Source organism: Pseudomonas moraviensis (assembly GCF_900105805.1).
Taxonomy (GTDB): domain Bacteria; phylum Pseudomonadota; class Gammaproteobacteria; order Pseudomonadales; family Pseudomonadaceae; genus Aquipseudomonas; species Aquipseudomonas moraviensis_A.
Window position 1 is genome coordinate 3,854,823 of record NZ_LT629788.1, and the last position, 23,491, is coordinate 3,878,313.

At 60.7% G+C, this 23,491-nt stretch carries 25 protein-coding genes, 1 pseudogene and 1 riboswitch; of the genes and pseudogenes, 13 read left to right on the plus strand and 13 right to left on the minus strand.

What is annotated here, in order from left to right; all coding sequences use genetic code 11:
* Positions 1 to 128: 128 nt before the first annotated feature.
* Together BLU71_RS17100 and BLU71_RS17105 are read right to left on the minus strand one after the other, a co-directional pair.
* Positions 129 to 1,811, minus strand: coding sequence for a fatty acid--CoA ligase (locus tag BLU71_RS17100; RefSeq protein WP_064362151.1), 1,683 nt, complete (start codon positions 1,809 to 1,811; stop codon positions 129 to 131).
* Between the two features lie 266 nt (positions 1,812 to 2,077).
* On the minus strand, positions 2,078 to 2,707 hold the full coding sequence (locus BLU71_RS17105; protein WP_065616607.1) for a LysE family translocator: 630 nt from the start codon (positions 2,705 to 2,707) through the stop codon (positions 2,078 to 2,080).
* A 278-nt stretch (positions 2,708 to 2,985) separates the two neighbouring features.
* Here BLU71_RS17105 and BLU71_RS17110 point away from each other — a divergent pair, with 278 nt between their 5' ends.
* The 3 genes from BLU71_RS17110 (at position 2,986) to BLU71_RS17120 (ending at position 5,819) form a co-directional block, all read left to right on the plus strand.
* Positions 2,986 to 3,951: a 2-hydroxyacid dehydrogenase gene (locus BLU71_RS17110; protein WP_065616606.1), complete on the plus strand. Its 966-nt coding sequence runs from the start codon at positions 2,986 to 2,988 to the stop codon at positions 3,949 to 3,951.
* A gap of 32 nt (positions 3,952 to 3,983) precedes the next feature.
* Complete coding sequence (locus BLU71_RS17115) at positions 3,984 to 4,982, plus strand: class I SAM-dependent methyltransferase (RefSeq protein ID WP_083353554.1); 999 nt, start codon at positions 3,984 to 3,986, stop codon at positions 4,980 to 4,982.
* A 40-nt stretch (positions 4,983 to 5,022) separates the two neighbouring features.
* Positions 5,023 to 5,145: riboswitch (yybP-ykoY riboswitch) on the plus strand.
* An 89-nt stretch (positions 5,146 to 5,234) separates the two neighbouring features.
* Positions 5,235 to 5,819 carry a TMEM165/GDT1 family protein gene (locus BLU71_RS17120; RefSeq protein WP_042609731.1) on the plus strand — a complete coding sequence of 195 codons (585 nt, stop codon included), beginning with the start codon at positions 5,235 to 5,237 and terminating at the stop codon, positions 5,817 to 5,819.
* A gap of 172 nt (positions 5,820 to 5,991) precedes the next feature.
* On the opposite strand, the gene BLU71_RS17125 is transcribed toward BLU71_RS17120, so the two are convergent.
* Positions 5,992 to 6,810, minus strand: coding sequence for a M48 family metallopeptidase (locus BLU71_RS17125; protein WP_083353555.1), 819 nt, complete (start codon positions 6,808 to 6,810; stop codon positions 5,992 to 5,994).
* A 1,340-nt stretch (positions 6,811 to 8,150) separates the two neighbouring features.
* On the opposite strand from BLU71_RS17125, the pseudogene BLU71_RS28195 reads away from it, so the two are divergent.
* Together BLU71_RS28195 and BLU71_RS28200 are read left to right on the plus strand one after the other, a co-directional pair.
* Positions 8,151 to 8,348, plus strand: a pseudogene (locus BLU71_RS28195) (HAMP domain-containing protein); the annotation flags it as partial.
* Positions 8,349 to 8,459: 111 nt separating this feature from the next.
* Positions 8,460 to 9,203: a methyl-accepting chemotaxis protein gene (locus BLU71_RS28200; RefSeq protein ID WP_371919861.1), complete on the plus strand. Its 744-nt coding sequence runs from the start codon at positions 8,460 to 8,462 to the stop codon at positions 9,201 to 9,203.
* Positions 9,204 to 9,410: 207 nt separating this feature from the next.
* Here the strand turns inward: BLU71_RS28200 and BLU71_RS17135 are convergent, their stop codons facing one another.
* The 3 genes from BLU71_RS17135 to BLU71_RS17145 are packed head-to-tail and all read right to left on the minus strand — an operon-like array spanning position 9,411 to position 10,522.
* The gene (locus BLU71_RS17135) at positions 9,411 to 10,034 is read right to left on the minus strand and encodes an SOS response-associated peptidase (protein WP_064362142.1); all 624 of its coding nucleotides are present in this window, start codon (positions 10,032 to 10,034) and stop codon (positions 9,411 to 9,413) included.
* 35 nt (positions 10,035 to 10,069) lie between these two features.
* Entirely contained in the window at positions 10,070 to 10,330 is a 261-nt protein-coding gene (locus BLU71_RS17140; RefSeq protein WP_042609728.1) for a putative signal transducing protein, read from the minus strand.
* Positions 10,331 to 10,339: 9 nt separating this feature from the next.
* Positions 10,340 to 10,522, minus strand: a complete 183-nt coding sequence (locus tag BLU71_RS17145; protein ID WP_042609727.1) for a CPXCG motif-containing cysteine-rich protein — start codon at positions 10,520 to 10,522, stop codon at positions 10,340 to 10,342.
* A gap of 141 nt (positions 10,523 to 10,663) precedes the next feature.
* On the opposite strand from BLU71_RS17145, the gene BLU71_RS17150 reads away from it, so the two are divergent.
* Positions 10,664 to 11,827 (plus strand): 1-acyl-sn-glycerol-3-phosphate acyltransferase, encoded by a 1,164-nt coding sequence (locus BLU71_RS17150; protein ID WP_173867358.1) that lies wholly within the window; start codon positions 10,664 to 10,666, stop codon positions 11,825 to 11,827.
* A gap of 112 nt (positions 11,828 to 11,939) precedes the next feature.
* Here the strand turns inward: BLU71_RS17150 and BLU71_RS17155 are convergent, their stop codons facing one another.
* Positions 11,940 to 12,218 (minus strand): hypothetical protein, encoded by a 279-nt coding sequence (locus BLU71_RS17155; RefSeq protein WP_064362140.1) that lies wholly within the window; start codon positions 12,216 to 12,218, stop codon positions 11,940 to 11,942.
* 193 nt (positions 12,219 to 12,411) lie between these two features.
* Here BLU71_RS17155 and BLU71_RS17160 point away from each other — a divergent pair, with 193 nt between their 5' ends.
* Complete coding sequence (locus BLU71_RS17160; protein WP_016770662.1) at positions 12,412 to 12,618, plus strand: hypothetical protein; 207 nt, start codon at positions 12,412 to 12,414, stop codon at positions 12,616 to 12,618.
* A 254-nt stretch (positions 12,619 to 12,872) separates the two neighbouring features.
* Here the strand turns inward: BLU71_RS17160 and BLU71_RS17165 are convergent, their stop codons facing one another.
* Positions 12,873 to 13,457: a YajG family lipoprotein gene (locus tag BLU71_RS17165; RefSeq protein WP_042609724.1), complete on the minus strand. Its 585-nt coding sequence runs from the start codon at positions 13,455 to 13,457 to the stop codon at positions 12,873 to 12,875.
* Between the two features lie 205 nt (positions 13,458 to 13,662).
* Between BLU71_RS17165 and BLU71_RS17170 the strand changes: the two genes are divergently transcribed.
* Both BLU71_RS17170 and mqo read left to right on the plus strand, forming a co-directional pair.
* Positions 13,663 to 13,896, plus strand: a complete 234-nt coding sequence (locus tag BLU71_RS17170) for a hypothetical protein (protein WP_064362138.1) — start codon at positions 13,663 to 13,665, stop codon at positions 13,894 to 13,896.
* Between the two features lie 703 nt (positions 13,897 to 14,599).
* A complete protein-coding gene (gene mqo / locus BLU71_RS17175; RefSeq protein WP_064362137.1) occupies positions 14,600 to 16,108 on the plus strand; it encodes a malate dehydrogenase (quinone) in 1,509 nt (502 codons plus the stop codon).
* Between the two features lie 150 nt (positions 16,109 to 16,258).
* Here mqo and BLU71_RS17180 read toward each other — a convergent pair whose 3' ends face one another.
* The 3 genes from BLU71_RS17180 to BLU71_RS17190 form a co-directional block, all read right to left on the minus strand.
* Positions 16,259 to 16,546: a PA4642 family protein gene (locus BLU71_RS17180; RefSeq protein ID WP_083353557.1), complete on the minus strand. Its 288-nt coding sequence runs from the start codon at positions 16,544 to 16,546 to the stop codon at positions 16,259 to 16,261.
* A 63-nt stretch (positions 16,547 to 16,609) separates the two neighbouring features.
* The gene (locus tag BLU71_RS17185) at positions 16,610 to 17,089 is read right to left on the minus strand and encodes a hypothetical protein (RefSeq protein ID WP_064362136.1); all 480 of its coding nucleotides are present in this window, start codon (positions 17,087 to 17,089) and stop codon (positions 16,610 to 16,612) included.
* A 161-nt stretch (positions 17,090 to 17,250) separates the two neighbouring features.
* Entirely contained in the window at positions 17,251 to 17,808 is a 558-nt protein-coding gene (locus BLU71_RS17190) for a hypoxanthine-guanine phosphoribosyltransferase (RefSeq protein ID WP_016773231.1), read from the minus strand.
* Between the two features lie 165 nt (positions 17,809 to 17,973).
* Between BLU71_RS17190 and upp the strand changes: the two genes are divergently transcribed.
* Both upp and BLU71_RS17200 read left to right on the plus strand, forming a co-directional pair.
* Complete coding sequence (gene upp / locus BLU71_RS17195; RefSeq protein WP_024014279.1) at positions 17,974 to 18,612, plus strand: uracil phosphoribosyltransferase; 639 nt, start codon at positions 17,974 to 17,976, stop codon at positions 18,610 to 18,612.
* 2 nt (positions 18,613 to 18,614) lie between these two features.
* The gene (locus tag BLU71_RS17200) at positions 18,615 to 19,889 is read left to right on the plus strand and encodes a uracil-xanthine permease family protein (protein WP_027612217.1); all 1,275 of its coding nucleotides are present in this window, start codon (positions 18,615 to 18,617) and stop codon (positions 19,887 to 19,889) included.
* Between the two features lie 102 nt (positions 19,890 to 19,991).
* Here BLU71_RS17200 and hemH read toward each other — a convergent pair whose 3' ends face one another.
* A complete protein-coding gene (gene hemH / locus BLU71_RS17205) occupies positions 19,992 to 21,017 on the minus strand; it encodes a ferrochelatase (RefSeq protein ID WP_064362135.1) in 1,026 nt (341 codons plus the stop codon).
* A gap of 13 nt (positions 21,018 to 21,030) precedes the next feature.
* Entirely contained in the window at positions 21,031 to 21,933 is a 903-nt protein-coding gene (locus BLU71_RS17210; RefSeq protein ID WP_042609718.1) for a TIGR01777 family oxidoreductase, read from the minus strand.
* 197 nt (positions 21,934 to 22,130) lie between these two features.
* Between BLU71_RS17210 and BLU71_RS17215 the strand changes: the two genes are divergently transcribed.
* Positions 22,131 to 23,117 (plus strand): NAD(P)/FAD-dependent oxidoreductase, encoded by a 987-nt coding sequence (locus tag BLU71_RS17215; protein WP_042609717.1) that lies wholly within the window; start codon positions 22,131 to 22,133, stop codon positions 23,115 to 23,117.
* A complete protein-coding gene (locus BLU71_RS17220) occupies positions 23,114 to 23,329 on the plus strand; it encodes a TIGR02450 family Trp-rich protein (RefSeq protein WP_083353558.1) in 216 nt (71 codons plus the stop codon). Before BLU71_RS17215 ends, BLU71_RS17220 begins: the two co-directional genes overlap by 4 nt.
* Positions 23,330 to 23,491: the final 162 nt, after the last annotated feature.

The following is a 23,491-nucleotide window of genomic DNA, read 5'->3' on the forward strand; positions in this document are numbered from 1 at the left end:
CTCTGGAACAGTCCTTTCGCCAGTCCGACACAAGTCGGCACGGCAAGGATGGCTGATTTTTTCGATTTCACAAGCCAAGCGCTTGCTTGGTGGGTCTGGCGCGCCGGTTTCGGCGCGCCAGCAGGCACTCAAAGTGTCGAAAGGAAGGTGCTGTTATTGGCCTGCCACTCGGTGATGTCGAGGCGGATACGCTTCTTGTCGAGCTTGCCGACACTGGTCTTGGGAATTTCGGTAACAAGGGCGATCTGGCTGGGGATCGCCCACTTGCTCAGATGCCCCAGCTCGACGAACGGCTTGAGGTGTTCCTTGAGCTCACGCGCGCCGATCACCTGCCCTTCGCGCACTACCAGCAAGGCAAACGGACGCTCGCCCCACTGCGGGTCGGCAATGCCCACCACTGCTACTTCGCGTACCGCCGCATGCCGACTGATCAGGTCTTCGAGGTCGAGGGAGGAGATCCACTCGCCGCCGGTCTTGATCACGTCCTTGATGCGGTCACGAATGTCGATCACGCCCATGCTGTCCAGCGTGGCGACGTCGCCGGTGTGCAGCCAGCCGCCGGCCCAGAGCTCGGCGCCCTTCTGCGGTTCATTGAAGTAGCCTTCGGTCAGCCATGGCGCGCGCAGCACCAGTTCGCCCTGGGTTTCGCCGTCGGCCGGAAGGAAGTTGCCCTCGCCGTCGACAATCGCCGCTTCGACCAATGGCCCCGGCACACCGGCCTTGATCCGGTAAGTGGTGCGCTCGTCTTCAGTCCCGGCCATCAATTCATCGTTGAGGTGCGCGCAGGACACCAGCGGCCCGGTTTCCGACATCCCGTACGCGGCCGTCAGCTGAATGCCGCGCGCCTTGGCGTTTTCATACAGGCTGCGATTGAGCGCGCTGCCGCCGATGACGATCTTCCAGCCGCCGAAGTCGGCATCCTGCGCGGCTTTGGCGTTGAGCAGCATCTGCAGGATGGTCGGCACGCAGTGGGAAAAGGTCACCTTCTCCTTGCGCCACAACTCCACCAGATATTCCGGATCGTAACGCCCGGGATAGACCTGCTTGAGCCCGAGCATGGTCGCCACGTAGGGCAATCCCCAGGCGTGGACGTGGAACATTGGCGTGATCGGCATGTACACATCGTTGGTGCCGAGCAGGCGCACGCTGTCGATCGACCCCATGATCGTCGCCACGCCGATGGTGTGCAGCACCAGTTGCCGATGGGTGAAGTACACGCCTTTCGGGTTGCCCGTCGTGCCGGTGGTGTAGAACGTGGTGGCGACCGAGTTTTCATCGAAGTCCTGGAAATCGTATTGCGCACTTGCAGCGGCCAGCAGTTGCTCATATTCGCCAACGAGGTTGGGCAGCTCTGCAGTTTTCTCCGGGAGATCGGTCAGCAGCAGGGTTTTCTCGACCGTGGTCAGCTGCGGCGCGATGGCCTGGTAGAGCCCGACGAACTCGCTGTTGACCAGCACGAAGCGGTCCTCGGCGTGATTCATGGTGTAGAGGATCTGCTCCGGTGACAGTCGCACGTTGATGGTGTGGATCACCGCGCCGATCATCGGAATGGCGAACATGCATTCCAGGTAACGATGGCTGTCCCAGTCCATCACCGCCACCGTGTCGCCGGCCTTCACGCCCGCAGCGGTGAGCACATTGGCCAGCCGCGCAACACGTTCGATCAGGGTCGGATAGCTGTAGCGCAACTGGTCACGGTAGATGATTTCGCGGGTTTTCTCGTAACGGGCGCCGGACATCAGCAGCCGTTTGATCAGCAATGGATACTGGTAGGCCCCATCGGCCGGCGGAATGACCCGAGTCTGCAACATAAGAATCCCTTTTCTGACTGCACGGTGTTGGCGGAGAGATTCGTACTCTAGTGCGCCTGCAAGACAGTCAAATCAGCCAAAGGAATGATTTGCAGAACCGCACAAATGCTAGCTTTGCGCCAGCATTTCGGGCTGATCCGGAAGAAAACACTACTTGTGGGAGCGAGCCTGCTCGCGAAGGCGTCGGATCAGTCGACATCTTTGGCGGCTGGACTAGCGCTTTCGCGAGCAGGCTCGCTCCCACAGGGATTAATGTGTTCCAGTTCTCAATGCATCTCGGTAAACGCGATTTTCACGCCGAGCGCGATCAGCACCGCGCCCATGGTGCGGTCGAACCAGTGCCCCATGCGGGCGAAGCCGGCGCGCACGCGTTGTTGGCTGAACAGCATCGCCACCAGGCAAAACCAGATCGCCGTCGCCACCGCCAGGTACACCCCGTAACCGGCCTGCACGGCCAGCGGCGTGTGCGGGTTGATCACCACGGTGAACAGCGAAAGGAAAAACAGCGTGGCTTTGGGATTCAGGCCGTTAGTGACGAAGCCCGAGGTGAACGCACCCCGCGCGGTACGCACGCCGGCTTCCTTGTGCAAGTCATCGGTGACGGTTTTCGCCGGTTGCGCGCGCAAGGCCTTGAAGCCGATGTACAGCAAGTAAGCCGCTGCCGCCCACTTCAGCGCGTTGAACAGCACGATCGATTGCGACACGATCAGACCGATGCCAAGCAACGAATAGCCGACATGCAGGAAAATCGCCGAGCCTACGCCCAGCGCGGTCCAGGTGCCGGCGCGACGCCCATGGGTGACGCTCTCGCGCACCACCACGGCAAAGTCCGGGCCGGGGCTGGCGACGGCGAGCAGATGGATCAGTGCAACGGTCAAGAACTCGGTCCAGTACATGGGGGCTCCTATTTTTCAGGGGTAAACATCCAATCGGCAGTCACCACCCATTTGTGGCGAGGGAGCTTGCTCCCGCTCGGCTGCGCAGCAGTCGTAAAACCGGTACACCGGATAGTGCTGAGACAACCTCATTAGGCTTGGATCTGCTTCGCAGGCCAGCGGGAGCAAGCTCCCTCGCCACAAGTATTACAGCGGCTCATGCTGTCGAGTAACCAATTGTTTCATCTGGTAGGCTCGGCAGAGTACGCCCTCCGCTCACAGCACAAAAGGTACAGTTGATGACGAACACGCGCCGCGCGGTATTCCTGGATCACCCTTCGCTGGACCTCGGCGATCTGGACCTCGGTCCGTTGCGTGAATGCTTCAGCGATCTGCAGCTGTTCGCCCAGACTTCGCCGGAACAGGTCAGCGAACGCCTGCAAGGCGCCAGCGTGGCGATCACCAACAAAGTCGTGATCGATGCGGCCGCGATGACTGCCAATCCGCAACTGAAACTGATCCTGATCAGCGCCACCGGCACCAACAACGTCGACCTCACCGCCGCTCGCGCTCACGGCATCACTGTGTGCAATTGCCAGGCGTACGGCACCCCGTCGGTGGCGCAACACACGATCATGCTGTTACTCAACCTCGCCACGCGCCTGGCCGACTATCAAAAAGCTGTGGGCGGAGGCCGCTGGCAACAGGCGAAACAGTTCTGCCTGCTCGACTACCCGATCGTCGAACTGCAAGGCAAAACCCTCGGCCTGCTCGGGCATGGCGAACTCGGTGGCGCCGTGGCGCGGTTGGCCGAAGCGTTCGGCATGCGCGTGTTGCTCGGGCAGATTCCCGGGCGCCCGGCGCGGCCGGATCGTTTGCCACTGGAGCAACTGCTGCCGCAGATCGACGCCCTGACCCTGCACTGCCCGCTCAACGAGCACACCCGGCATTTCATCGGCGCCCGTGAGCTGGCCTCGATGAAGCCCGGCGCATTTGTGGTCAATACCGCTCGTGGCGGCCTGATCGATGAGCAGGCGCTGGCCGATGCTTTGCGCAGCGGTCACCTCGGCGGCGCGGCGACCGATGTATTGAGTGTCGAGCCGCCGACCCAGGGCAATCCGCTGCTCGCCAGCGATATTCCGCGCCTGATCGTCACCCCGCACAACGCCTGGGGCAGTCGCGAGGCACGCCAGCGTATCGTCAGCCAACTGAGCGAAAACGCCGAAGGGTTTTTCAGCGGTGAGGCGCTGCGGGTCGTCAGTTGATAAACTGCGGCACTTTTTTTCAAGGAGCAGTTATGGATCCGCGCAGTGAAGTACTGCTTCGTCAGGCCGAGTTATTCCAGGGTTCGCTGCTGTTGGCGGGCTTGCCTGCCGACGACTTGCTCGGGCGTCTGCCCAACGCGTTCGGCTGGTGCTGGCACGCTGGCGATCAAGCCGCGCTGGACGCACGTTTCGAGGGCCGCAGCCAGTTCGGTGTGAATGTCCCGGAGCGCGAATTCGACAGCGCCGTGGTGTTCCTGCCCAAGTCCAAGGACCTGACCGACTACATCCTCAACGCCGTGGCATCGCGTCTGGCCGGTCGCGAGGTGTTTCTGGTCGGGGAAAAACGCAGCGGCATCGAAGGCGCCTCCAAGCAGCTCAATCCGTTCGGCAAACCGCGCAAACTCGACAGCGCCCGTCACTGCCAGCTCTGGCAAGTCACCGTGGCCGATGCGCCGGAAGCGAAATCCCTCGAAAGCCTGGCGCAGACTTACGAACTGCCGCTGGCCGAAGGGCCGTTGAAAGTCATCAGCCTGCCGGGCGTGTTCAGCCACGGTCGGCTGGATCGCGGCAGCGCACTGCTGCTGGAGCATCTGGACAAACTGCCGAGCGGCCATCTGCTCGATTTCGGTTGCGGCGCCGGCGTGCTCGGGGCTGCGGTGAAACGTCGCTATCCGCACAATCAGGTGACCTTGCTCGATGTCGACGCGTTCGCCGCCGCCAGCAGCCGTCTGACCCTGGCCGCCAACGGCCTTGAGGCGGACGTCCTGACCGGTGATGGCATCGATGCCGCACCGATGGGTTTGAGCGCAATTCTGAGCAATCCGCCGTTCCATGTCGGCGTGCACACCGATTATTTCGCCACAGAGAATCTGCTGCGAAAAGCGGCCAAACATCTGAAAAACGGTGGCGAACTGCGCCTCGTGGCCAACAGTTTCCTCAAGTATCAGCCGCTGATCGAGGAGCACTTGGGCGTGTGTGCGATCAAGGCTGAAGGCAATGGTTTCCGGATTTACCGGGCCAAGCGCGGTTGAAAATTTGTGCTTGCCCAATCGGATTTGCCTAGGCAGAATCCGCTCCGTCCTAGGGGAGTAGTCTCCCACGAGCGCCAAGCTCGTCCGGCATACGTCAACATACTTGATCCTCAGATCATGGCGTATGCGACCCAAGCGTCCGCAGCAGACGGATCGCAGGGTTTGACAAGACCTATGACACGCACACCTTACCCGGGGCGGGAAGGCTGTACGTGTCATAGCCGTGTCGACCCGCCCCTTAGGAAATTCCTGATGCTGGACTCGTTACTCGTTCCCACCGCTATCGTTGCCTTGGCCGAAATCGGCGACAAGACGCAACTGCTCGCGCTGATTCTCGCCGCTCGCTTCCGCAAACCCTGGCCGATCATTGCCGGGATTGTCGCCGCGACCCTGGCCAACCACGCAGCAGCCGGTGCGGTAGGTGCCTGGTTCGGCAGTTTCTTCTCCGACGCCGTCCTGCACTGGATCCTCGCCGCCAGCTTCGCGGCCACAGCACTGTGGACTCTGGTCCCGGACAAGATGGATGACGACGAAGCCAGCACGGCGCGCAAGTTCGGGCCGTTCCTGACGACCCTGATTGCGTTCTTCCTCGCCGAGATCGGCGACAAGACCCAGATCGCCACCGTGATGCTCGCCGCGCAATACCCGGAACTGTGGCTGGTGATCATCGGCACCACCGTCGGCATGCTGATTGCCAACGTGCCGGTGGTACTGGCGGGTAATTTCGCCGCAGACAAACTGCCACTGACCCTGATCCGCCGCCTCGCGGCTTCGGCGTTCATGATTCTGGCGATTGTTGCGGTGTACAAGGCCATGCAGAGTAGTGGCTGGGTTTAACCCTACTCCTGATCTGGAATGAGATGTGGCGAGGGAGCTTGCTCCCGCTGGGCTGCGAAGCGGCCCCAAACGCTGCAATCGCGGTGTAACAATGTCACCGCGTTGGCTGCATTTACGACTGCTGCGCAGCCGAGCGGGAGCAAGCTCCCTCGCCACAATGGCCCCGTCAATCTCAGGATTTCGGGGCTTTTTCGTACAGCGGCATCACTTTCGGAATGGCTGCCTGCAATGCCGCAATGCGACTGCTCGATGCCGGGTGAGTGCTCATGAATTCCGGTGGCGCGCCCTCGGAAGCCTTGCTCATCTTGTCCCACAGAGTGATCGCCGCGTTCGGGTTGTAGCCAGCACGAGCGGCCAGCTCCAGACCAATCAGGTCGGCTTCGTTTTCGTTGGCGCGGCTGTTGGGCAAGGTCATGCCGTAGTTGGCCACGGTGTCGGCCAGCGCCAGGCTGTCCTGACCCAGCCCGAACAACGCACCGGCGCCCTGCTTCGCCATCTCCATGCCATAAGCCTTGGACATCGCTTCACGACCGTGCTCGCGCAGGGCGTGGGCGATTTCATGGCCCATGACCGCGGCAATTTCGTCGTCGGTGAGTTTCAGGCTGTCGATCAGCCCGGTGTAGAAAATGATCTTGCCGCCAGGACCGCAGTTGGCGTTGAGCTCATCGCTCTTGATCAGATTGACTTCCCACTGCCACTGCGCCGCGTCCGGGCGGAAGGTCGGTGCCTGGGCGATCAGCCGGTTGGCGATGGTCTGCACGCGCTTGGCTTCCGGGCTGGTCTTGTCCAGCACACCTTTGCTCGACGCCTCGCCGACGGTCTTCTGATACGACTGCGCGTACATCTGTTCGACCTCTTGCGAGGACAGCATGCTGAACATGTACTGCTTGCGCTCCACGCCCACGGCACCGCCGCTGGTGGTGTTGACCGACTGACAACCGGCCAGCAACAGCGCTGCGCTCAGTGCACTTGTAACCAATGTCTTGTTCATTCAAAAACTCCCTGAAAACCTGAGGCGTATCCTAGGCGGCTAATGGTATCGGCGCCAGATACACCGGACGCATTGCGCGTACATTCACCTATGGCCGCAAGACGCGGTGGAAATTCCTCAACGCGCATTGAATCCGCCGCGCACCGATCCATCCACGACATCGCGCGGCGATTCCGACCAACGTCTCTCATGGCCCTGCACGCGCCGCCGATAAATCCCTCGCAGATTGTCCTCTTGCGTGCGGAGCTCTCATGAAGTTCAAGTCGATCCAGTTTTCCGTCGCCGCCCTGGCCGGCGCCATCGTTCTCAGCGTGGTCGCGGCGCTGGTGCTGTATGCACTGTTCTCCGGCGCTCGCACTCAAGAAATGGTGCAACAGCGCACCCAGGCGCAGTTCGAGCAAGTGATCGAGCAGCGCCTGACCTCGTTGGCCCAGACTCAGGTCAGCCAGATCCAGCGCGAACTCGAAGCGCCGCTGCTGATCGCCGGCGGCCTGGTTCGCGTCAACGCTCTGCTCGGCACAAACGGCACCGATGGCCAGCCGCGCCTGAGCCTCAGCCGCGAACAATTGATCAGCCTGATCAAGGAAAACGTCGAAAAGAATCCGAAGATTCTCGGCACCTACATCGGCTGGGAAAAAAACGCACTGGACCACAATGACGCGGCCTACGTCGGCAGCGCCGTGGTCGGCATCGATCCGGCCAACGGGCGCTTCCTGCCGTGGTGGTTCCGCAATACCGATGGCAGCCTGGGCGTGGACAAACTGGCCGATGTCGACGATCAGAAAACCCTGTCCACGGGCGTGCGCGCCAGCGAGTACTACCTCTGCTCCAAGGAAACGAAAAAACCCTGCGTGATCGACCCTGCACCGTATAAGGTCGGCGACAAAATCGTCATGCTCGCCTCGTTCATCGAACCGATCATGGTCAACGGCGCGTTCCAGGGCATCGTCGGCGCCGACCTGTCGGTGAACTTCATCCAGGACATGCTCCTTGCCGCCAACCAGAAACTCTATAGCGGCGCCGGGGTAATGGCCCTGGTCGGCGGCAATGGTCGGATCGTTGCCTACACCAAGGATTCGAGCAAATTCGGCGAAAAGGTCAGCGACATCCTCGACGCCGAACAAACCAGCAACCTCGCCAACCTGAAACGCGACGAGGTGACCTATTCGGTCAATCAGGCCAAGGGCCGCATCGAGCTGTACCTGCCATTCGGCATCGGCCAGACCGACGCGCGCTGGACGCTGATGCTGCAATTGCCGCTCAACGCGGTAATGGCCGATCTGCAGGCCCTGCAGGCCGACCTCGATGCCCAGCGCAAATCCGACACCTTCGGCATGGCCATGGTCGGCCTGATCATCGCCGGCATCGGCCTGCTGGTGATCTGGCTGGTGGGTCACGGCATTGCCCGGCCACTCAAGCAAATGGTCGCCATGCTCGATGACATCGCTCAGGGCGAAGGCGATCTGACCCGGCGTTTGAGCAGTGACCGCAGCGATGAACTGGGTTCGATTGCCAAAGGCTTCAACACCTTCCTCGCCAAGTTGCAGGCGATGATTACGCAAGTGGTGACCTCGGTGCAGAGCGTCAGCGATTCTTCGGAACACACCGCCGACATCGCCATCCGCACCAACATCGGCGTGCAGAAACAAATGGCCGAGATCGATCAGGTGGCGACCGCCGTGCAGGAAATGACCGCCACCGCCCAGGACGTCGCACGCAACGCCACCCAGGCGGCACAAGCAGCGAGCCACGCCGATCAGGCCGCCAGCCAGGGCATGCAGATCGTCCGCGACACCTCCAATTCGATTGGCGTACTGGCGGTGGAAATCGGCAAGGCTGTCGACGTGGTGCAGACGCTGGCCAAGGACAGCGAAAACATCAACGCCATCCTCACCGCCATTCGCGGGATCGCTGAACAGACCAACCTGCTGGCTCTGAACGCGGCGATCGAGGCCGCGCGGGCCGGCGAGCAGGGCCGCGGTTTTGCCGTGGTCGCCGACGAAGTGCGCAATCTGGCGCAGAAAACCCAGAAAGCCACCGAAGAAATCCAGGCGATGATCCAGCAATTGCAGCAAGGCACTCGCGATGTGGTGCGCGTTATGGAAGACAGCCAGAGCCGCACCGACGAGAGCGTACAGCACGCGGCGAAAGCGGCCGAGGCGCTGGAGACGATTACCCAGGCGGTGTCGGTGATCAACGACATGAACACGCAGATCGCCAGCGCGGCAGAAGAGCAAAGCGCAGTGGCCGATGACATTAACCGCAACGTGATCAATATCGGTCAGGTGGCGAATGAAGTGGCGGGCGGCGCGGATGAGTCAAGTTCGGCGAGCGCCGGGTTGACCAAACTGGCCGAACAGCAGCGGCGGTTGATCAATCAGTTCAAGGTTTGAAAGATCAAGAGCCCCTCACCCTAGCCCTCTCCCGGAGGGAGAGGGGACCGACCGCGATGTCTTGCGCTATACATCGACCTGAAAAAAAACAGTCGATTATGGATTCACAACAGATCGTTCAGGTCGGTGTACCTCTGAAGCATCCCCCATTCGGCCCCCTCTCCCTCCGGGAGAGGGCTGGGGTGAGGGCCTTTTGATCTAAATGCCTTAAGCCGGGGTCAGGCACTCCGGCCCATTCAATTTCGGATCATTCACCAGATTCGCCAGCACCCGCTCGCGCAGCGCCGCCGGCTCGCTGGCGAGCAAACCCTGCAACACATGCAGCGGCGTTGCGGGATCCAGCCATGCAGCCTGCCCGGCCTCATCAAGAATCAACGGCCGCCGCTGGCTCGCCGCCGACTGAGTGATCACCGCCGTGCTCAGCCAGACCTGCTCCTGCACCGGATACGCCTCCCAGATCGCCGCGAAAAACAGCGACGAGCCCTCCCCCGGCGTCAGCCAATACGGGCGCTTGCGCTGGGTGCCGCGCCATTCGTAAAAGCCGTTGGCCGGCAGCAGGCAGCGCCGCAGACGCAATGCCTCGCGAAACATCGGCTGTTCTGCGACGGTTTCAGCGCGGGCATGGGCCGGGGTTTTCGACAGATCGGTCAGCCACGGCGGCGTCAGGCCCCAGCGCGCACGGGCCAATGTGCGCTGGCCGTCTTCGTCGGCACGCAGCATCAACACCGAATCATTGGGGGAAATGTTCCACTGCGCCTGCTGATCGGCGGGAAAACCTGGCAGGGCCGCGAAGTCGCGGTTCCAGCGAAACAGGGCATAACGTCCACACATGGGGCAACACGACTCTTGATCAAACGAACGTCAGCCTAACAGACCAGCGTCCCGGGGAAGCTCTCCGGTTCGTCGCCGGGCAGCGGCAGCGCGGCATTGTACGCGGTGATCAGTTCCCGGGCGTATTCGGCCTGATCGTTGTCCACCGACAACCCGAGCAGGCCGAAGATCGGCAGTTCCCCCGTACCGCCCACCAGATCACGGCCGATCAGGTGCGCCTCGATTCCTTCATTGGCGAGCATGCCCTTGAGCATCTCGCCTTCCATCAGGTTTGCCGGTTCGTAGATGCGCTGCATACGCGGCCCTCACTCGTTTTCGCTGAAGACTTCGAGAAACCAGTCTTCACCGTGCACCTGCAGAACAAAGGTGATCGGCCGGCAGCACACCTGACAGTCCTCAATGTAAGTCTGATCGCCACCGGACAGGTCCACGGATGTTTCAACCACTTCCCCACAATACGGACATTCATACTCAGCGGCTTCCAGCATCGCGGTCTCCCAAGTGACTTGTGCGTATAATCGCCGGTCTATTTGCAGGGCTATTTTTGTCTGACTACTTTTCAGACCGTGCCCTGCGGGTTTTCGATCAAAACCTTTACTTACCCTAGCCGTTTCCAACAAGAGAGCATGATGGGCGAATTCGATGCCATCCGACCTTACGACGACAGCGAAGTACCTGCGGTACTGGCAAGGCTGCTCGGCGACAAGGCGTTTCTAGATATCCTCACCCACTTCCGCTTCCCGCGTTTTGCCGGTGCCTTCGGCTGGATGCTCAAACCTCTTATAGCCCATCGGCTGCGTCGTGAGTTTGCCGACGTGAATTCCGTGGCTACCTTACAGGACAAAGTCGAGTTCTACGTCGACCACACCATCGAGCGCGCCACCGACGGCGTGACCTACACCGGTGTCGAGCAGTTCAAGTCCGGCAGCGCCTACCTGTTCATCGCCAACCACCGCGACATCGTCATGGACCCGGCCTTCGTCAACTACGCCGTGTATCACGCCGGCCTGCCGACACCGCGAATCGCGATTGGCGACAATCTGCTGCAGAAGCCGTTTGTCAGCGACCTGATGCGCCTGAACAAGAGCTTCATCGTCCACCGCTCGATCACCGGCCGTCGCGAGAAAATGGCGGCGTACCAACTGCTGTCGGCCTACATCAACCACTCGATCCGCAACGACTGCGCGTCGATCTGGATTGCGCAGGCTGAAGGTCGGGCCAAGGATGGCGATGACCGCACCGAGTCGGCGATCCTCAAGATGTTCCACATGAGCCGCAAGGACGAGCCGTTTGGCGAAGTGATCCGATCGCTGAACGTGACCCCGGTGTCGATCAGCTATGAATACGACCCGTGCGACCAGGCCAAGGCCCGCGAGCTGTACATCCGCGCCACCACCGGCACCTACGCCAAGGCGCCGGGCGAGGATGACGTGAGCATTGCCAAGGGCATCACCGGCTACAAGGGCCGGGTGCACGTGAACTTTGCCGCGCCGATCACCGAGGTGTTCGAGGACACCAAGCAATTGGCGATCGAGATGGACAAGCAGATTCTCGGCGGCTACCGGTTGTTCCCGGTGCATTACCTGGCGTACGCGCAGTGGGCGGATGCCGATCCGCAATTGAACGTGCCGAAGGCGGCAGATGTGTTCCCGGCCGACGAACTGGCCAAGGCGCAGGATGAATGGCAGAGCCGACTGGACGCCTGCCCCGCTGAGCATCGTCCGTATCTGGTGCTGCAATACGCGACGCCGGTGCGCAATCAGTATCGGGTCAAGGCTGGGTTGCCGCTTTAATTATTTGCAGCAGGATCAAAAGATCGTCCGATCGCGGCCCGAGCCTTCGGTGCTCCTACATGGGAATGATGTACATCCTGTAGGAGCTGCCGAAGGCTGCGATCTTTTGCTTTCAGAAGCGGGTGCTGATCCACGAGACCAGCAGCGCCAGGCCCAGGCAGGCGAAACCGAAACGATAGAAAAACCGGTTCATGCGCAACGTTGCCCAATCGAGCATCGGCTCGGCATTCGGCTGCGCCTGGCGCTGGGCGGCGAGACTGGCCTGGGCACGTTGCTCACGGCGGCGGGTCGCGTGCAGCAGCCAACTGCCCGGAAACGCCAGCAGCAAGGCCAGCAGATTGATCAACTTGGCGGGATGGGCGGTAAACAGCGTCATCAAGTGCAGCGACATCACAGACCTCGAACTTAACCGGTGTGGCAGACGCCAGACCGACGACCGCGGCGCGGATTCTACCCAAACCGGCCCACCCTGCCCCAGCCTTTGCGACAAATAACCTGACAATCGACCGATGGCTGTCCTGTGTCATGGCATCGTCACGTGGATGCTGCACCCTGCGCGCCTCGAAACCCGAATGGAATGCGACATGCTGCACGCGGAAAACCAGGATCGCCTGTACCTCATCACCCCATACGACGACCAGCAAAGTCTGGTGGGCAGCCTTGCCTTCAATGTCCAGGATCGCCATTGGCTGGTGTATTGCGCGCTGGGCGGGCATCAGCATGCGGATTTGCCCGAGACCGATTTGCTCACGGGCGTAAGCGTGCTCGATTTCTATTCCCAGGCTGCCTGAACGTCAAAAGCACCCTCACCCTAGCCCTCTCCCAGAGGGAGAGGGGACTGACCGAGGTGTTCGCGGTAGATACGCCGACTTGATATACCGAGCCGAACTCAGGTTGAACCACACGCGATCGGCTCCCTCTCCCTCGGGAGAGGGCTGGGGTGAGGGGAATCGGTTTCCCATACGACACAAATCTCAGACCTGGCAGCCAAAAAAAAGCCCGAAACCATCACTGGCCCCGGGCTTTTTTCACATCCGCTGCAAGCTTACTCGGCGAGTACCTGCCCCACCGTCGGGTCCTTGAACAGACGCGTCAGCGCATCGCTCAATACATCGCTGACCAGTTTGGTATTGGTTTCCTGATTCGGCGCCATGCCGAAGCGCTGGTCGAGCGACGCACCGTAGCGACCGCTGTAACGGCGGTTGGCGTTCTGCACGTCGGAGCGGAAGGTCGCGCCGATGGTTGCTTCGGTCACGTACATGCCTTCTTTCGGCGACTGGTATTTCAGCTCGGCCAGGGTCACGGTCAACTGCGGCGCATTGGGTGCGCTGGTGGTCGGGGTGAAGCCGAGCAGGCGTACGGCGGCTTCGGCCTGGGCCTGCAACTTGGGCAGGATCTGCTCGCGCTGCACGGTGATGGCGCTGGTTTCCGGGTACAGACCGCCACGGGTGCCGAGGGTTGGCGACGGACGACCGTCGACCACACGCACCACGACCGGCTGACCGCGACCGACCGCTGGCAGTTGCGTGGTCAGCTTCGGCTCCGGATTCAGTTGTTGCGGACTGTGGGCGCAGCCGGCCAGGGTCAAACCGGCGACAGTAATCAAACCGAACAACAGGCGTTGCAACATGCTCTTCTCTCCAGAATCAGGCACAAACAGGCCGGCAGTATAGCGGTGGGCCACTGCGCGTAACCAGCGCCGCACAGTGAATACTGAAATGTCTGACAAACCCCGCCGAAAGCGGTTCCTGTCACACATTCTTCACCGTCCATACACCGCGACGTCACGGCCCACCGGCAAGCTTCACAGCAGTCCTCCTTCAAGGAACTCTGCCATGCGTTATCTGATCTCGCTGTTCGCCCCGCGCCCGCTGCATCGCAGCTTTGCCCTGCTCGACCGCAACGGCCACTGCCAGGCCTTCAAGCAGTGCAGCCTGCAACCGATGGGAGACGGCTGGGTGGAAATCGAAGAAATCCGCCTGACCTGGCTGCACCAGCCATTGCCCGCCAGCGCGCGGGTCGTACCGCGACAAATGCGCGCACGGGGTCAGGTGCAGTTGAGCATCTGACCGGATGCCTAATAAAAGTCATTAAACACGAGCAACTGCGCGCATTTCTTCGCTACAATCTCCCCCCGATTATAAGGACGTCTCCTGATCGGGCCCCGCAACAGCGTCAATGCGCATGCATCGACATCAAAATCGCCCACAGAGAGCCGCCCACACAGATCGAGTGAAGTTGGCGCGCTTGCCTGTTCTTCCGGCAAAACCCCGCTTTTCGCGAATCTGCAGAGCTGTCATTCGCTCGGCCACCGCGTTGTTTTGCCCTTGCGGGCAGGTGCCAGGCCAAGGCAGCCCTTTTTGAGGTTCACGTCTTCAAAAGAGCGTGAAAAAAACGGGTTTTCACAACTTCACAAGAGTGTGGCGAGCAAATGAATAGTTTTGCGTCTGAACATGCACCATTAGCGTCTGAAACAGCCCAACGACACAGGACCGGGTATACCTCGAATACCGGAGCCTGAAGCCTGTCCGCTACGGATTTGGTTGCACGAAAACGGATGTCTCGACCATAAGTCGAATTGCCAGCCCCGGGCGAAAATGCGTTCATGGAACGCTTGAAACCAGGCCGCATGCATCCGTCGAAGTTGCGAAAAATTGCGAAGATTCGGACATGGCCAACCTGACCACGGATAGCCCGGGCCCACTGACCTGCCCTGGAACGCCTGGCAGCCATGCCGACAATTTGGTGCTGCAGATTTGGGAGACGCGTTAAATGGCGCATAACGAAGCAGTCGACGTAGTTCTGGTAGGGGCCGGCATCATGAGTGCCACCCTGGCCGTGCTGCTCAAAGAGCTCGACCCCGCGATCAAGCTGGAAGTCGTCGAGCTGATGGATTCCGGTGCTGCCGAGAGTTCCAATCCGTGGAACAACGCCGGTACCGGCCACGCCGGCCTGTGCGAGCTGAACTACACGCCACAGGCCGCCGACGGCAGCGTCGACATCAAGAAAGCCGTGCACATCAACACCCAGTTCGAGGTGTCGAAGCAGTTCTGGTCGTACCTGACCAAAAAAGGCACGTTCGGCTCGTGCAAATCCTTCATCAGCCCGGTGCCGCACCTGAGTTTCGTTCAGGGCGAGAGCGGTGTGTCGTTCCTCAAGGAACGCTTCAATGTCCTGAGCAAGCACCACGCGTTTGCCGACATGGAGTACACCGAAGACAAAGGCAAGATGGCCGAGTGGATGCCGCTGATGATGCCGGGCCGCTCGCCGGACGAAGTCCTCGCCGCGACCCGCGTGATGAACGGCACCGACGTCAACTTCGGCGCCCTGACCAATCAGTTGCTCAAGCACCTGAGCAGCGCCCCGGACACTCAAGTCAAATACTGCAAGCGCGTAACTGGCCTCAAGCGTAACGGCGCCGGCTGGACCGTCAGCATCAAGGACGTCAACAACGGCAACACCCGCGAAGTCGACGCAAAGTTTGTTTTCCTCGGTGCCGGTGGCGCGGCCCTGCCGTTGCTGCAGGCTTCGGGCATCGAAGAAAGCAAAGGCTTCGGCGGTTTCCCGATCAGTGGCCAGTGGCTGCGTTGCGATAACCCGGAAGTGGTCAAGCACCACCAGGCCAAGGTCTACAGCCAGGCGGCCGTGGGTTCGCCACCGATGTCGGTGCCGCACCTCGACACCCGCGTCGTCGACGGCAAGAAATCCCTGCTGTTCGGGCCATACGCCGGTTTCACCACCAAGTTCCTCAAGCACGGTTCCTTCATGGACCTGCCGATGTCGGTGCGCGCCGGCAACATCGGGCCGATGCTGGCGGTGGCAAAAAACAACATGGACCTGACCAAGTACCTGGTCAGCGAAGTGATGCAGTCGATGGAGCAGCGCCTGGAATCCCTGCGCCGCTTCTACCCGCAGGCGAAAGCCGAAGACTGGCGCCTGGAAGTGGCCGGTCAACGGGTGCAGATCATCAAGAAGGACCCGAAAAAGGGTGGCATTCTGCAGTTCGGTACCGAACTGGTCGCGGCGAAAGACGGCTCCCTCGCCGCCCTGCTTGGCGCATCGCCAGGCGCGTCGGTGACCGTTTCGATCATGCTCGAGCTCATTGAAAAATGCTTCCCGGGCAAAGCGTCCGGCGAGTGGGCCGCTAAACTGGCAGAAATCTTCCCGGCCCGTGAAAAGGTTCTGGAAACCGATGCTGCGCTGTATCGCAAGATCAACACGCAGAACAACATCGCCCTGGAACTGGTTGAGGAAAGCAGCGAGACGCCAAGCTTTGCTTGATCTCCTTGCATAAAAAAACGCCCCATTCGGGGCGTTTTTTTTGCCTGCCAGAATCAAAAGATCGCAGCCTTCGGCAGCTCCTACAGGGTATACATCAAGCCCGTGTAGGAGCTGCCGAAGGCTGCGATCTTTTGATCTTGTCTTTTGACCTTAACCGCGCGCCTTCTCGATCAACTCGATGTACTCGGCGGCATTACGCTGATCCTTGATGTGATCAACAAAAGTCTGGCCCTGCTCGTCCTTGCCATCGACGTCATAACCGGCCGTGACGAAGAAGCCCAGAAAACGCTCGAAATCATCGATACGCAGGCCACGATAGGCCTTGATCAGTTTGTGCAGCGACGGCGAAGTGGCGTCGACCGGTTCAAAATCGAGGAACAGCTTGATCTGCTCATCGCCGATCTCGTCACCAATCACTTGTTTCTTATCTTTACGCATTGCCGACTCCAGCTCGCAGACATGACACGGGGCGGGCAGTTTACCCCTGCCGGACCGCCCGGCTCAACGCGGACGAATCGCACCGGTGTGCAAATCCGCCCAGATATGGCCGTTGGCATAACTGAGGAACTGCACATACACCGTGTCGTTGCGCAGCAGATCCATCACCACACGGTATTGCGCCAGTGGATAGAACAGCGTCAGGGTTTTGCTTTTTTCGTCGTAGGCCGGTTTTTTCAGGCTCTTGCTTTCGCCGTCGAAACTCACCAGCACCTGAGAAATGCTCGCGCCTTTGTTCAGCGACTTGCCTTTGAGGCGGATCAACAAAGATGAAGTGACCGGAATCGGCTGCTGATTGGACTGGCGCTGCGCACCGACCACCACTGAATACTCGCTGACCTGCAGCAGTTGCTGCTGCTCAGGCTCGGCGTCGCGCAGGGTCAGATCGTCCGGCGGCAGGAACTGGCTGTGCATCGGCGCGGCGGACAGTGGCAGGCTGAGAATCAGCAACGAGGCGGCGAGACTGCGGATCAAGAGGCGCATGACGGACTCCGGAGGGCGGGGCCGGGCACTCTAGCATGGGTATCACACAAACAAATGTAGGAGTGAGCCTGCTCGCGATTGCGGTCTGTCAGCAACGTAACTGTTGGCTGGTATGACGCTATCGCGAGCAGGCTCACTCCTACAGGGGATGGTGCTTTGGATTACATGCCTTTAACGGCGTAAATCCCGTTGGCATTGCGCCAGTAGCCTTTGTAGTCCATGCCATAACCGAAGATATAGCGGTCGATGCACGGGAGGCCGACGAAATCGGCTTTCAGGTCAGGACGCGCCTTGCGGTCGTGATCCTTGTCGATCAGCACGGCGGTGTGCACTTTGCGTGCGCCGGCGTGTTTGCAGAAGTCGATGATCGCGCCCAGGGTGTGACCTTCGTCGAGGATGTCGTCGATGATCAGCACGTCGCGGTCGATGAACGAGACTTCCGGCTTGGCTTTCCAGAACAGATCGCCGCCGCTGGTTTCGTTGCGATAACGGGTCGCGTGCAGGTAGGACGCTTCCAGCGGGAATTGCAGATGCGTCAGCAGTTTGCCGGAGAAGATCAGGCCGCCGTTCATCACGCAGAACACCACCGGATTGCTGTCAGCCAGTTGTTCGTTGATTTGTGCACCGACGCGAGCGATGGCCGCCTCGACTTCAGACTCGGTGTACAGGCAGTCAGCCTCTCGCATGATTTGACGGATATGCTCGAGATCAGCGGACATGGCGCTCTCCAGGGGGTAGGCGGAATTGGAAAAGCGGGCAAAGGTACGCATCCCGCGAGGTCGAATCAAGCTCTTATGGACTAACGTACAGAATGTCCTATAGGACATCACCCTCGGATAGATTAATCTAGGCCGGTTTTTTTGCCCGCCGCCGGAGCCTTTCCCATGCCCATCCTCGAGATCCGCCATCCGCTGATCCGTCATAAACTCGGCCTGATGCGCCGCGCTGACATCAGCACCAAGAATTTCCGCGAGCTCGCTCAGGAAGTCGGCGCCCTGTTGACCTATGAAGCTACAAAAGATTTGCCGCTCGAATCCTACGACATTGCCGGCTGGTGCGGCACTGTGTCGGTGGAAAAGATCGCCGGCAAGAAGATCACCGTCGTGCCGATCCTGCGTGCCGGCATCGGCATGCTCGAAGGCGTGCTCAGCCTGATTCCGGGTGCCAAGGTCTCCGCCGTGGGCGTGGCCCGCAACGAAGAAACCCTGCAAGCGCACACCTATCTGGAAAAACTGGTACCGGAAATCGACGAACGTCTGGCGATGATCATCGACCCGATGCTCGCCACCGGCAGTTCCATGGTTGCCACCATCGACCTGCTCAAAAAGGCCGGATGCCGCGACATCCGCGCCATGGTTCTGGTCGCCGCGCCGGAAGGCATTGCCGCCGTAGAACAGGCGCACCCGGACGTGACCATCTACACCGCATCCATCGATGAGCGCTTGAACGAGCACGGCTACATCATTCCTGGGCTTGGCGACGCCGGTGACAAGATCTTCGGCACCAAGCAGAAGGACGCGTAACCATGCAGCAAGAGTTCAACGATCCGCTCTGGCGCACGGTGCTGTCCGGCGCGCAGATGCTGTTCGTGGCTTTCGGCGCTTTGGTGCTGATGCCACTGATCACGGGCCTGGACCCGAACGTGGCACTGTTTACCGCAGGTCTGGGGACGATCCTGTTCCAGATCGTCACCGGGCGTCAGGTGCCGGTGTTCCTCGCGTCGAGCTTCGCTTTCATCACACCGATCATCCTCGCCAAGGGCCAGTTCGGCCTCGCCGCGACCATGGGCGGAGTGATGGCGGCCGGTTTCGTCTACACCTTCCTGGGCCTGGCCGTGAAGATCAAAGGCACCGGCTTCATTGACCGGTTGCTGCCACCGGTGGTGATCGGCCCGGTGATCATCTCCATCGGCCTGGCCATGGCGCCGATTGCCGCGAACATGGCGATGGGCAAGGCCGGTGACGGCACCGAGCTGATCCACTATCAGACGGCGATGATGATTTCCATGCCGGCGCTGCTGACCACGTTGATCGTGGCAGTGTTCGGCAAGGGCATCTTTCGTCTGGTGCCGATCATTTCCGGCGTGTTGGTGGGATTTGCCATGTCGTTCTATTTCGGCGTGGTCGACACGGCGAAAATTGCTGCCGCGCCCTGGTTCGCCTTGCCGCACTTCACCGCGCCAGAGTTCAACTGGCAGGCGATTCTGTTCATCGTTCCGGTGGCACTGGCTCCGGCGATTGAGCACATCGGCGGCGTGATTGCCGTGGGTAGCGTGACCGGTCGCGATTACCTGAAGAAGCCGGGCCTGCATCGCACCCTGCTTGGTGACGGCATTGCGACCACCGCTGCCGGCCTGTTCGGTGGCCCGCCCAACACCACTTACGCCGAAGTCACCGGCGCAGTGATGCTGACCAAGAACTACAACCCGAAAATCATGACCTGGGCGGCGATCTTCGCCATCACCCTGGCGTTCATCGGCAAGTTCGGCGCGCTGCTGCAAAGCATTCCGGTGCCGGTGATGGGCGGGATTCTGTGCCTGTTGTTCGGTTCGATTGCGGCGGTGGGCATGAACACCCTGATCCGCCACAAGATCGACCTGGGCGAAGCGCGCAACCTGGTGATCGTCTCGGTGACGCTGGTGTTTGGCATTGGCGGTGTGCTGGTCGGCACCGGCACCGGTCCGGACGACTTCGGCCTCAAAGGCATCGCGCTGTGCGCGGTGGTGGCGATTGCGCTGAACCTGATCCTGCCGGGTAATGACGGCTGGAAGAACAAGAAGGCGGATGAGCCGCTGATTTAACGCCTGAAGATTTTTACTGCCTGACAGATAGCTATCGCGAGCAGGCTCACTCCTACAAGGTCAACGCAATACCTGTAGGAGTGAGCCTGCTCGCGATTTGCTTTAAAGGGCCAGCGGCGCGCGTTCGCAGAGCGTCGCCAAAGCCTTGGCCCATTGCGCGTCGTCGTTCAGGCACGGCACCAGCACCAGTTCCTCGCCCCCCGCTTCGCGGAATTGTTCCTTGCCGCGATCGCCGATCTCTTCCAGCGTCTCGATGCAATCGGCGACGAACGCCGGGCACATCACCAGAATCTTTTTCACCCCGCTTTTCGCCAGTTCATCCAGCCGCGCTTCGGTGTACGGCTCGATCCATTTCGCCCGGCCCAGGCGGGACTGAAACGACACCGACCACTTGCCGTCCGCCAGGCCCATGGTTTTGGCGAAGGCGGCGGCGGTGCGGAAACACTGCGCGCGATAACAGGTCGCCAATACCGCCGCAGAGGCGGTCTGGCAGCAATCGGCGCCCTTGAGGCAGTGATTGCCTGTCGGGTCGAGTTTGCTCAGATGCCGCTCAGGCAAGCCGTGAAAACTCAGCAGCAGATGGTCGTAATCCTGCTGCAGGTGTGGGCGCGCGCTGGCGGCCAGTGCTTCGATGTATTCCGGCTGATCGTAGAACGGTTGCAGGATCGACAGCTGCACGTCGAGTTTCTTCTCGCGCAGCACGCGTCGGGCTTCTTCGATCACCGTGGTCGTGGTGCTGTCGGCGAACTGCGGATACAGCGGCGCCAGCGTGATTTTCCGGTGCCCGGCCTTCACCAGACGCAGCAGACACGTTTCGATCGACGGCTCGCCATAACGCATCGCCAGATCCACCGGGCCGTGTTTCCACGTTCGGGTCATCTGCTCCTGCAAGCGGCGGCTGAGCACCACCAGTGGCGAGCCCTCCTCCCACCAGATCGACGCATAGGCATGGGCTGATTGCTCGGGACGCTTGATCAGGATCAGCGACACCAGCAGCCGCCGCAGCGGCCACGGCAGATCAATCACGTACGGGTCCATCAGAAATTGATTGAGGTAGCTGCGCACATCGGCCACCGAGGTGGAGGCCGGAGAGCCCAGGTTGACCAGAAGCAAAGCGTGATCGGTCATGCAACGTCCTATTTCAGAGGCGGCTGGATAGATCATCCAGAGCCGCACGTAAATCCGTAAAGCGGAAGCTGAATCCCGCTTCCAGCAAGCGTGCCGGCGTCGCGCGCTGGCCGCCGAGCAATAACAGTGACAGCTCGCCGAGCATGACTTTCAGCGCCAGGGTCGGCATCGGCATGAACACCGGGCGGTGCAATACGCTGCCCAGGGTCTTGGCAAATTCACGGTTGCGCACAGGTTTCGGCGCGCAGGCATTATAAGGACCGCTGGCCTGATTGCGGTGCAGAAGAAAATCAATCAGGGCGATTTGATCGTCGATGTGAATCCATGGCATCCACTGCCGACCATTGCCCAACGGCCCGCCGAGCCCGAGCTTGAACGGCAGCAACAGCCGCGACAAAAAGCCGCCCTCGGCCGACAGCACCAGACCGGTTCGCACCAGCACCACGCGGATGCCGAGGTTCTCGGCGCGCAGCGCGGTTTCTTCCCAGGCGATGCACAACTGACTGGCGAAGTCGTCGATGCCGGGCGGCGACTCTTCAGTCAATTCGCGCTCGCCACCGTCGCCGTACCAGCCGATCGCCGAGCCGGAAATCAGCAGCGACGGTTTCTGCGCACGAGTTTCCAGCCACGCGAGCAGCGTTTCTGTCAGCGTGATGCGACTGCTCCAGAGCAACGCCTTGCGACGATGGGTCCAGGGGCGATCGGCAATCGGCGCCCCAGCGAGATTGACGATCGCATCCAGCGGCTCTTCGCCGAGGTCCTCCAGCCGCGCAATCCCGCGCACTTGGGGGCCGCAGATCTGCGCGACCTTTTCCGCACGGCGACTCCACACCGTCAGGCGATGGCCCTGCTCCAGCCAGTGTCGGCAGAGCTGACGTCCGATCAAACCAGTACCGCCGGTCAGCAATATGTGCATGACATCTTCCTCGCGTGGCGTTTAACCCGGATCACTAGTCTATTTTTATAGGCAGGGATCTTTTCTATCGGGCAGGCTCTATGGTTTAACAATAGGCCAAGCTGTCAGAACGAGAACGCTAGAAGTTATACCAAAAAACAGAATTGTACAGGTTTCATCGACGGCGTAGTCTGTACAGAAAGGTAAACGAGGCCCCTATGACTGTACCTATCGCAATCATTGGCACCGGCATCGCCGGGCTCTCCGCCGCCCAGGCTCTGACAGAGACCGGGCATACCGTTCAACTGTTCGATAAAAGCCGTGGCAGCGGCGGGCGCATGTCGAGCAAGCGCAGCGACGCTGGCTCGCTGGACATGGGCGCTCAATACTTCACCGCGCGTGACCGGCGCTTCGTCACCGAGGTGCAGCGCTGGCAGAGCCAGGGCTGGGCCGCCGAGTGGACGCCGCAGCTCTACACCTTCCAGGGCGGGCAACTGAACATGTCGCCGGACGAGCAGACCCGCTGGGTCGGTACGCCGCGCATGAGCGCCATCACCCGCGGCCTGCTCGATGGTCTGGATGTGCAGTTTGCCTGCCGCATCACCGAGGTCTATCGCGGCGAAGAACATTGGCATCTGCAAGACGCCGACGGCTGTACCCACGGCCCCTTCAGCCATGTGGTGATCGCCACGCCGGCACCACAAGCGACCGCGCTGCTGGCCGCCGCGCCGAAACTCGCCGGCGTTGCTGCCGGGGTGAAAATGGAGCCGACCTGGGCCGTCGCCCTCGCCTTCGAAACCCCGCTCGATACGCCGATCGAAGGCTGCTTCGTGCAGGACAGTCCGCTCGACTGGCTGGCGCGCAACCGCAGCAAACCCGGGCGCGACACCACCCTCGACACCTGGGTGCTGCATGCAACCAGCGCTTGGAGCCGGCAGCACATCGATCTGTCCAAGGAAGCGGTCATCGAGCATCTGCATGGCGCTTTCGCCGAACTGCTGCACAGCGCCATGCCTGCGCCAACCTTCAGCCTCGCCCACCGCTGGCTCTACGCGCGCCCCGCGACCGGCCACGAATGGACCACGCTGGCCGACGCCGATCTGGGTTTGTATGCCTGTGGCGACTGGTGTCTGTCGGGTCGCGTCGAAGGCGCCTGGCTCAGCGGTCAGGAGGCTGCACGTCGCTTGCACGAACACCTGCAATGAATCGGATCAATCCACGCAAACTGCTGCTGTCGAAATGGACAGCAGCCCACCCGCAGAATCGCGAAAAGTATTTTCTGGTCACCGAGCTGATCCGCGATGAGGAAGGCACGGTACTCGAGGTCGAGTTGCAGGCGGTGCTGACCCAGCGTAGCGAGCGAATGGATTGGCGAACGCTTCAGGACAATGAAAACTGGGTACTGGGCTGGAAATAAATTTTCCTTGTAGGAGTAAGCCTGCTCGCGAAAGAGCTGTATCAGATACGAAATCATTGACTGACCCACCGCTTTCGCGAGCAGGCTCGCTCCCACAGATTCAGCGCCGCACGAAAAATCTTATACAAAACATTTGACTTGTACATCCATCGATCTATGCTG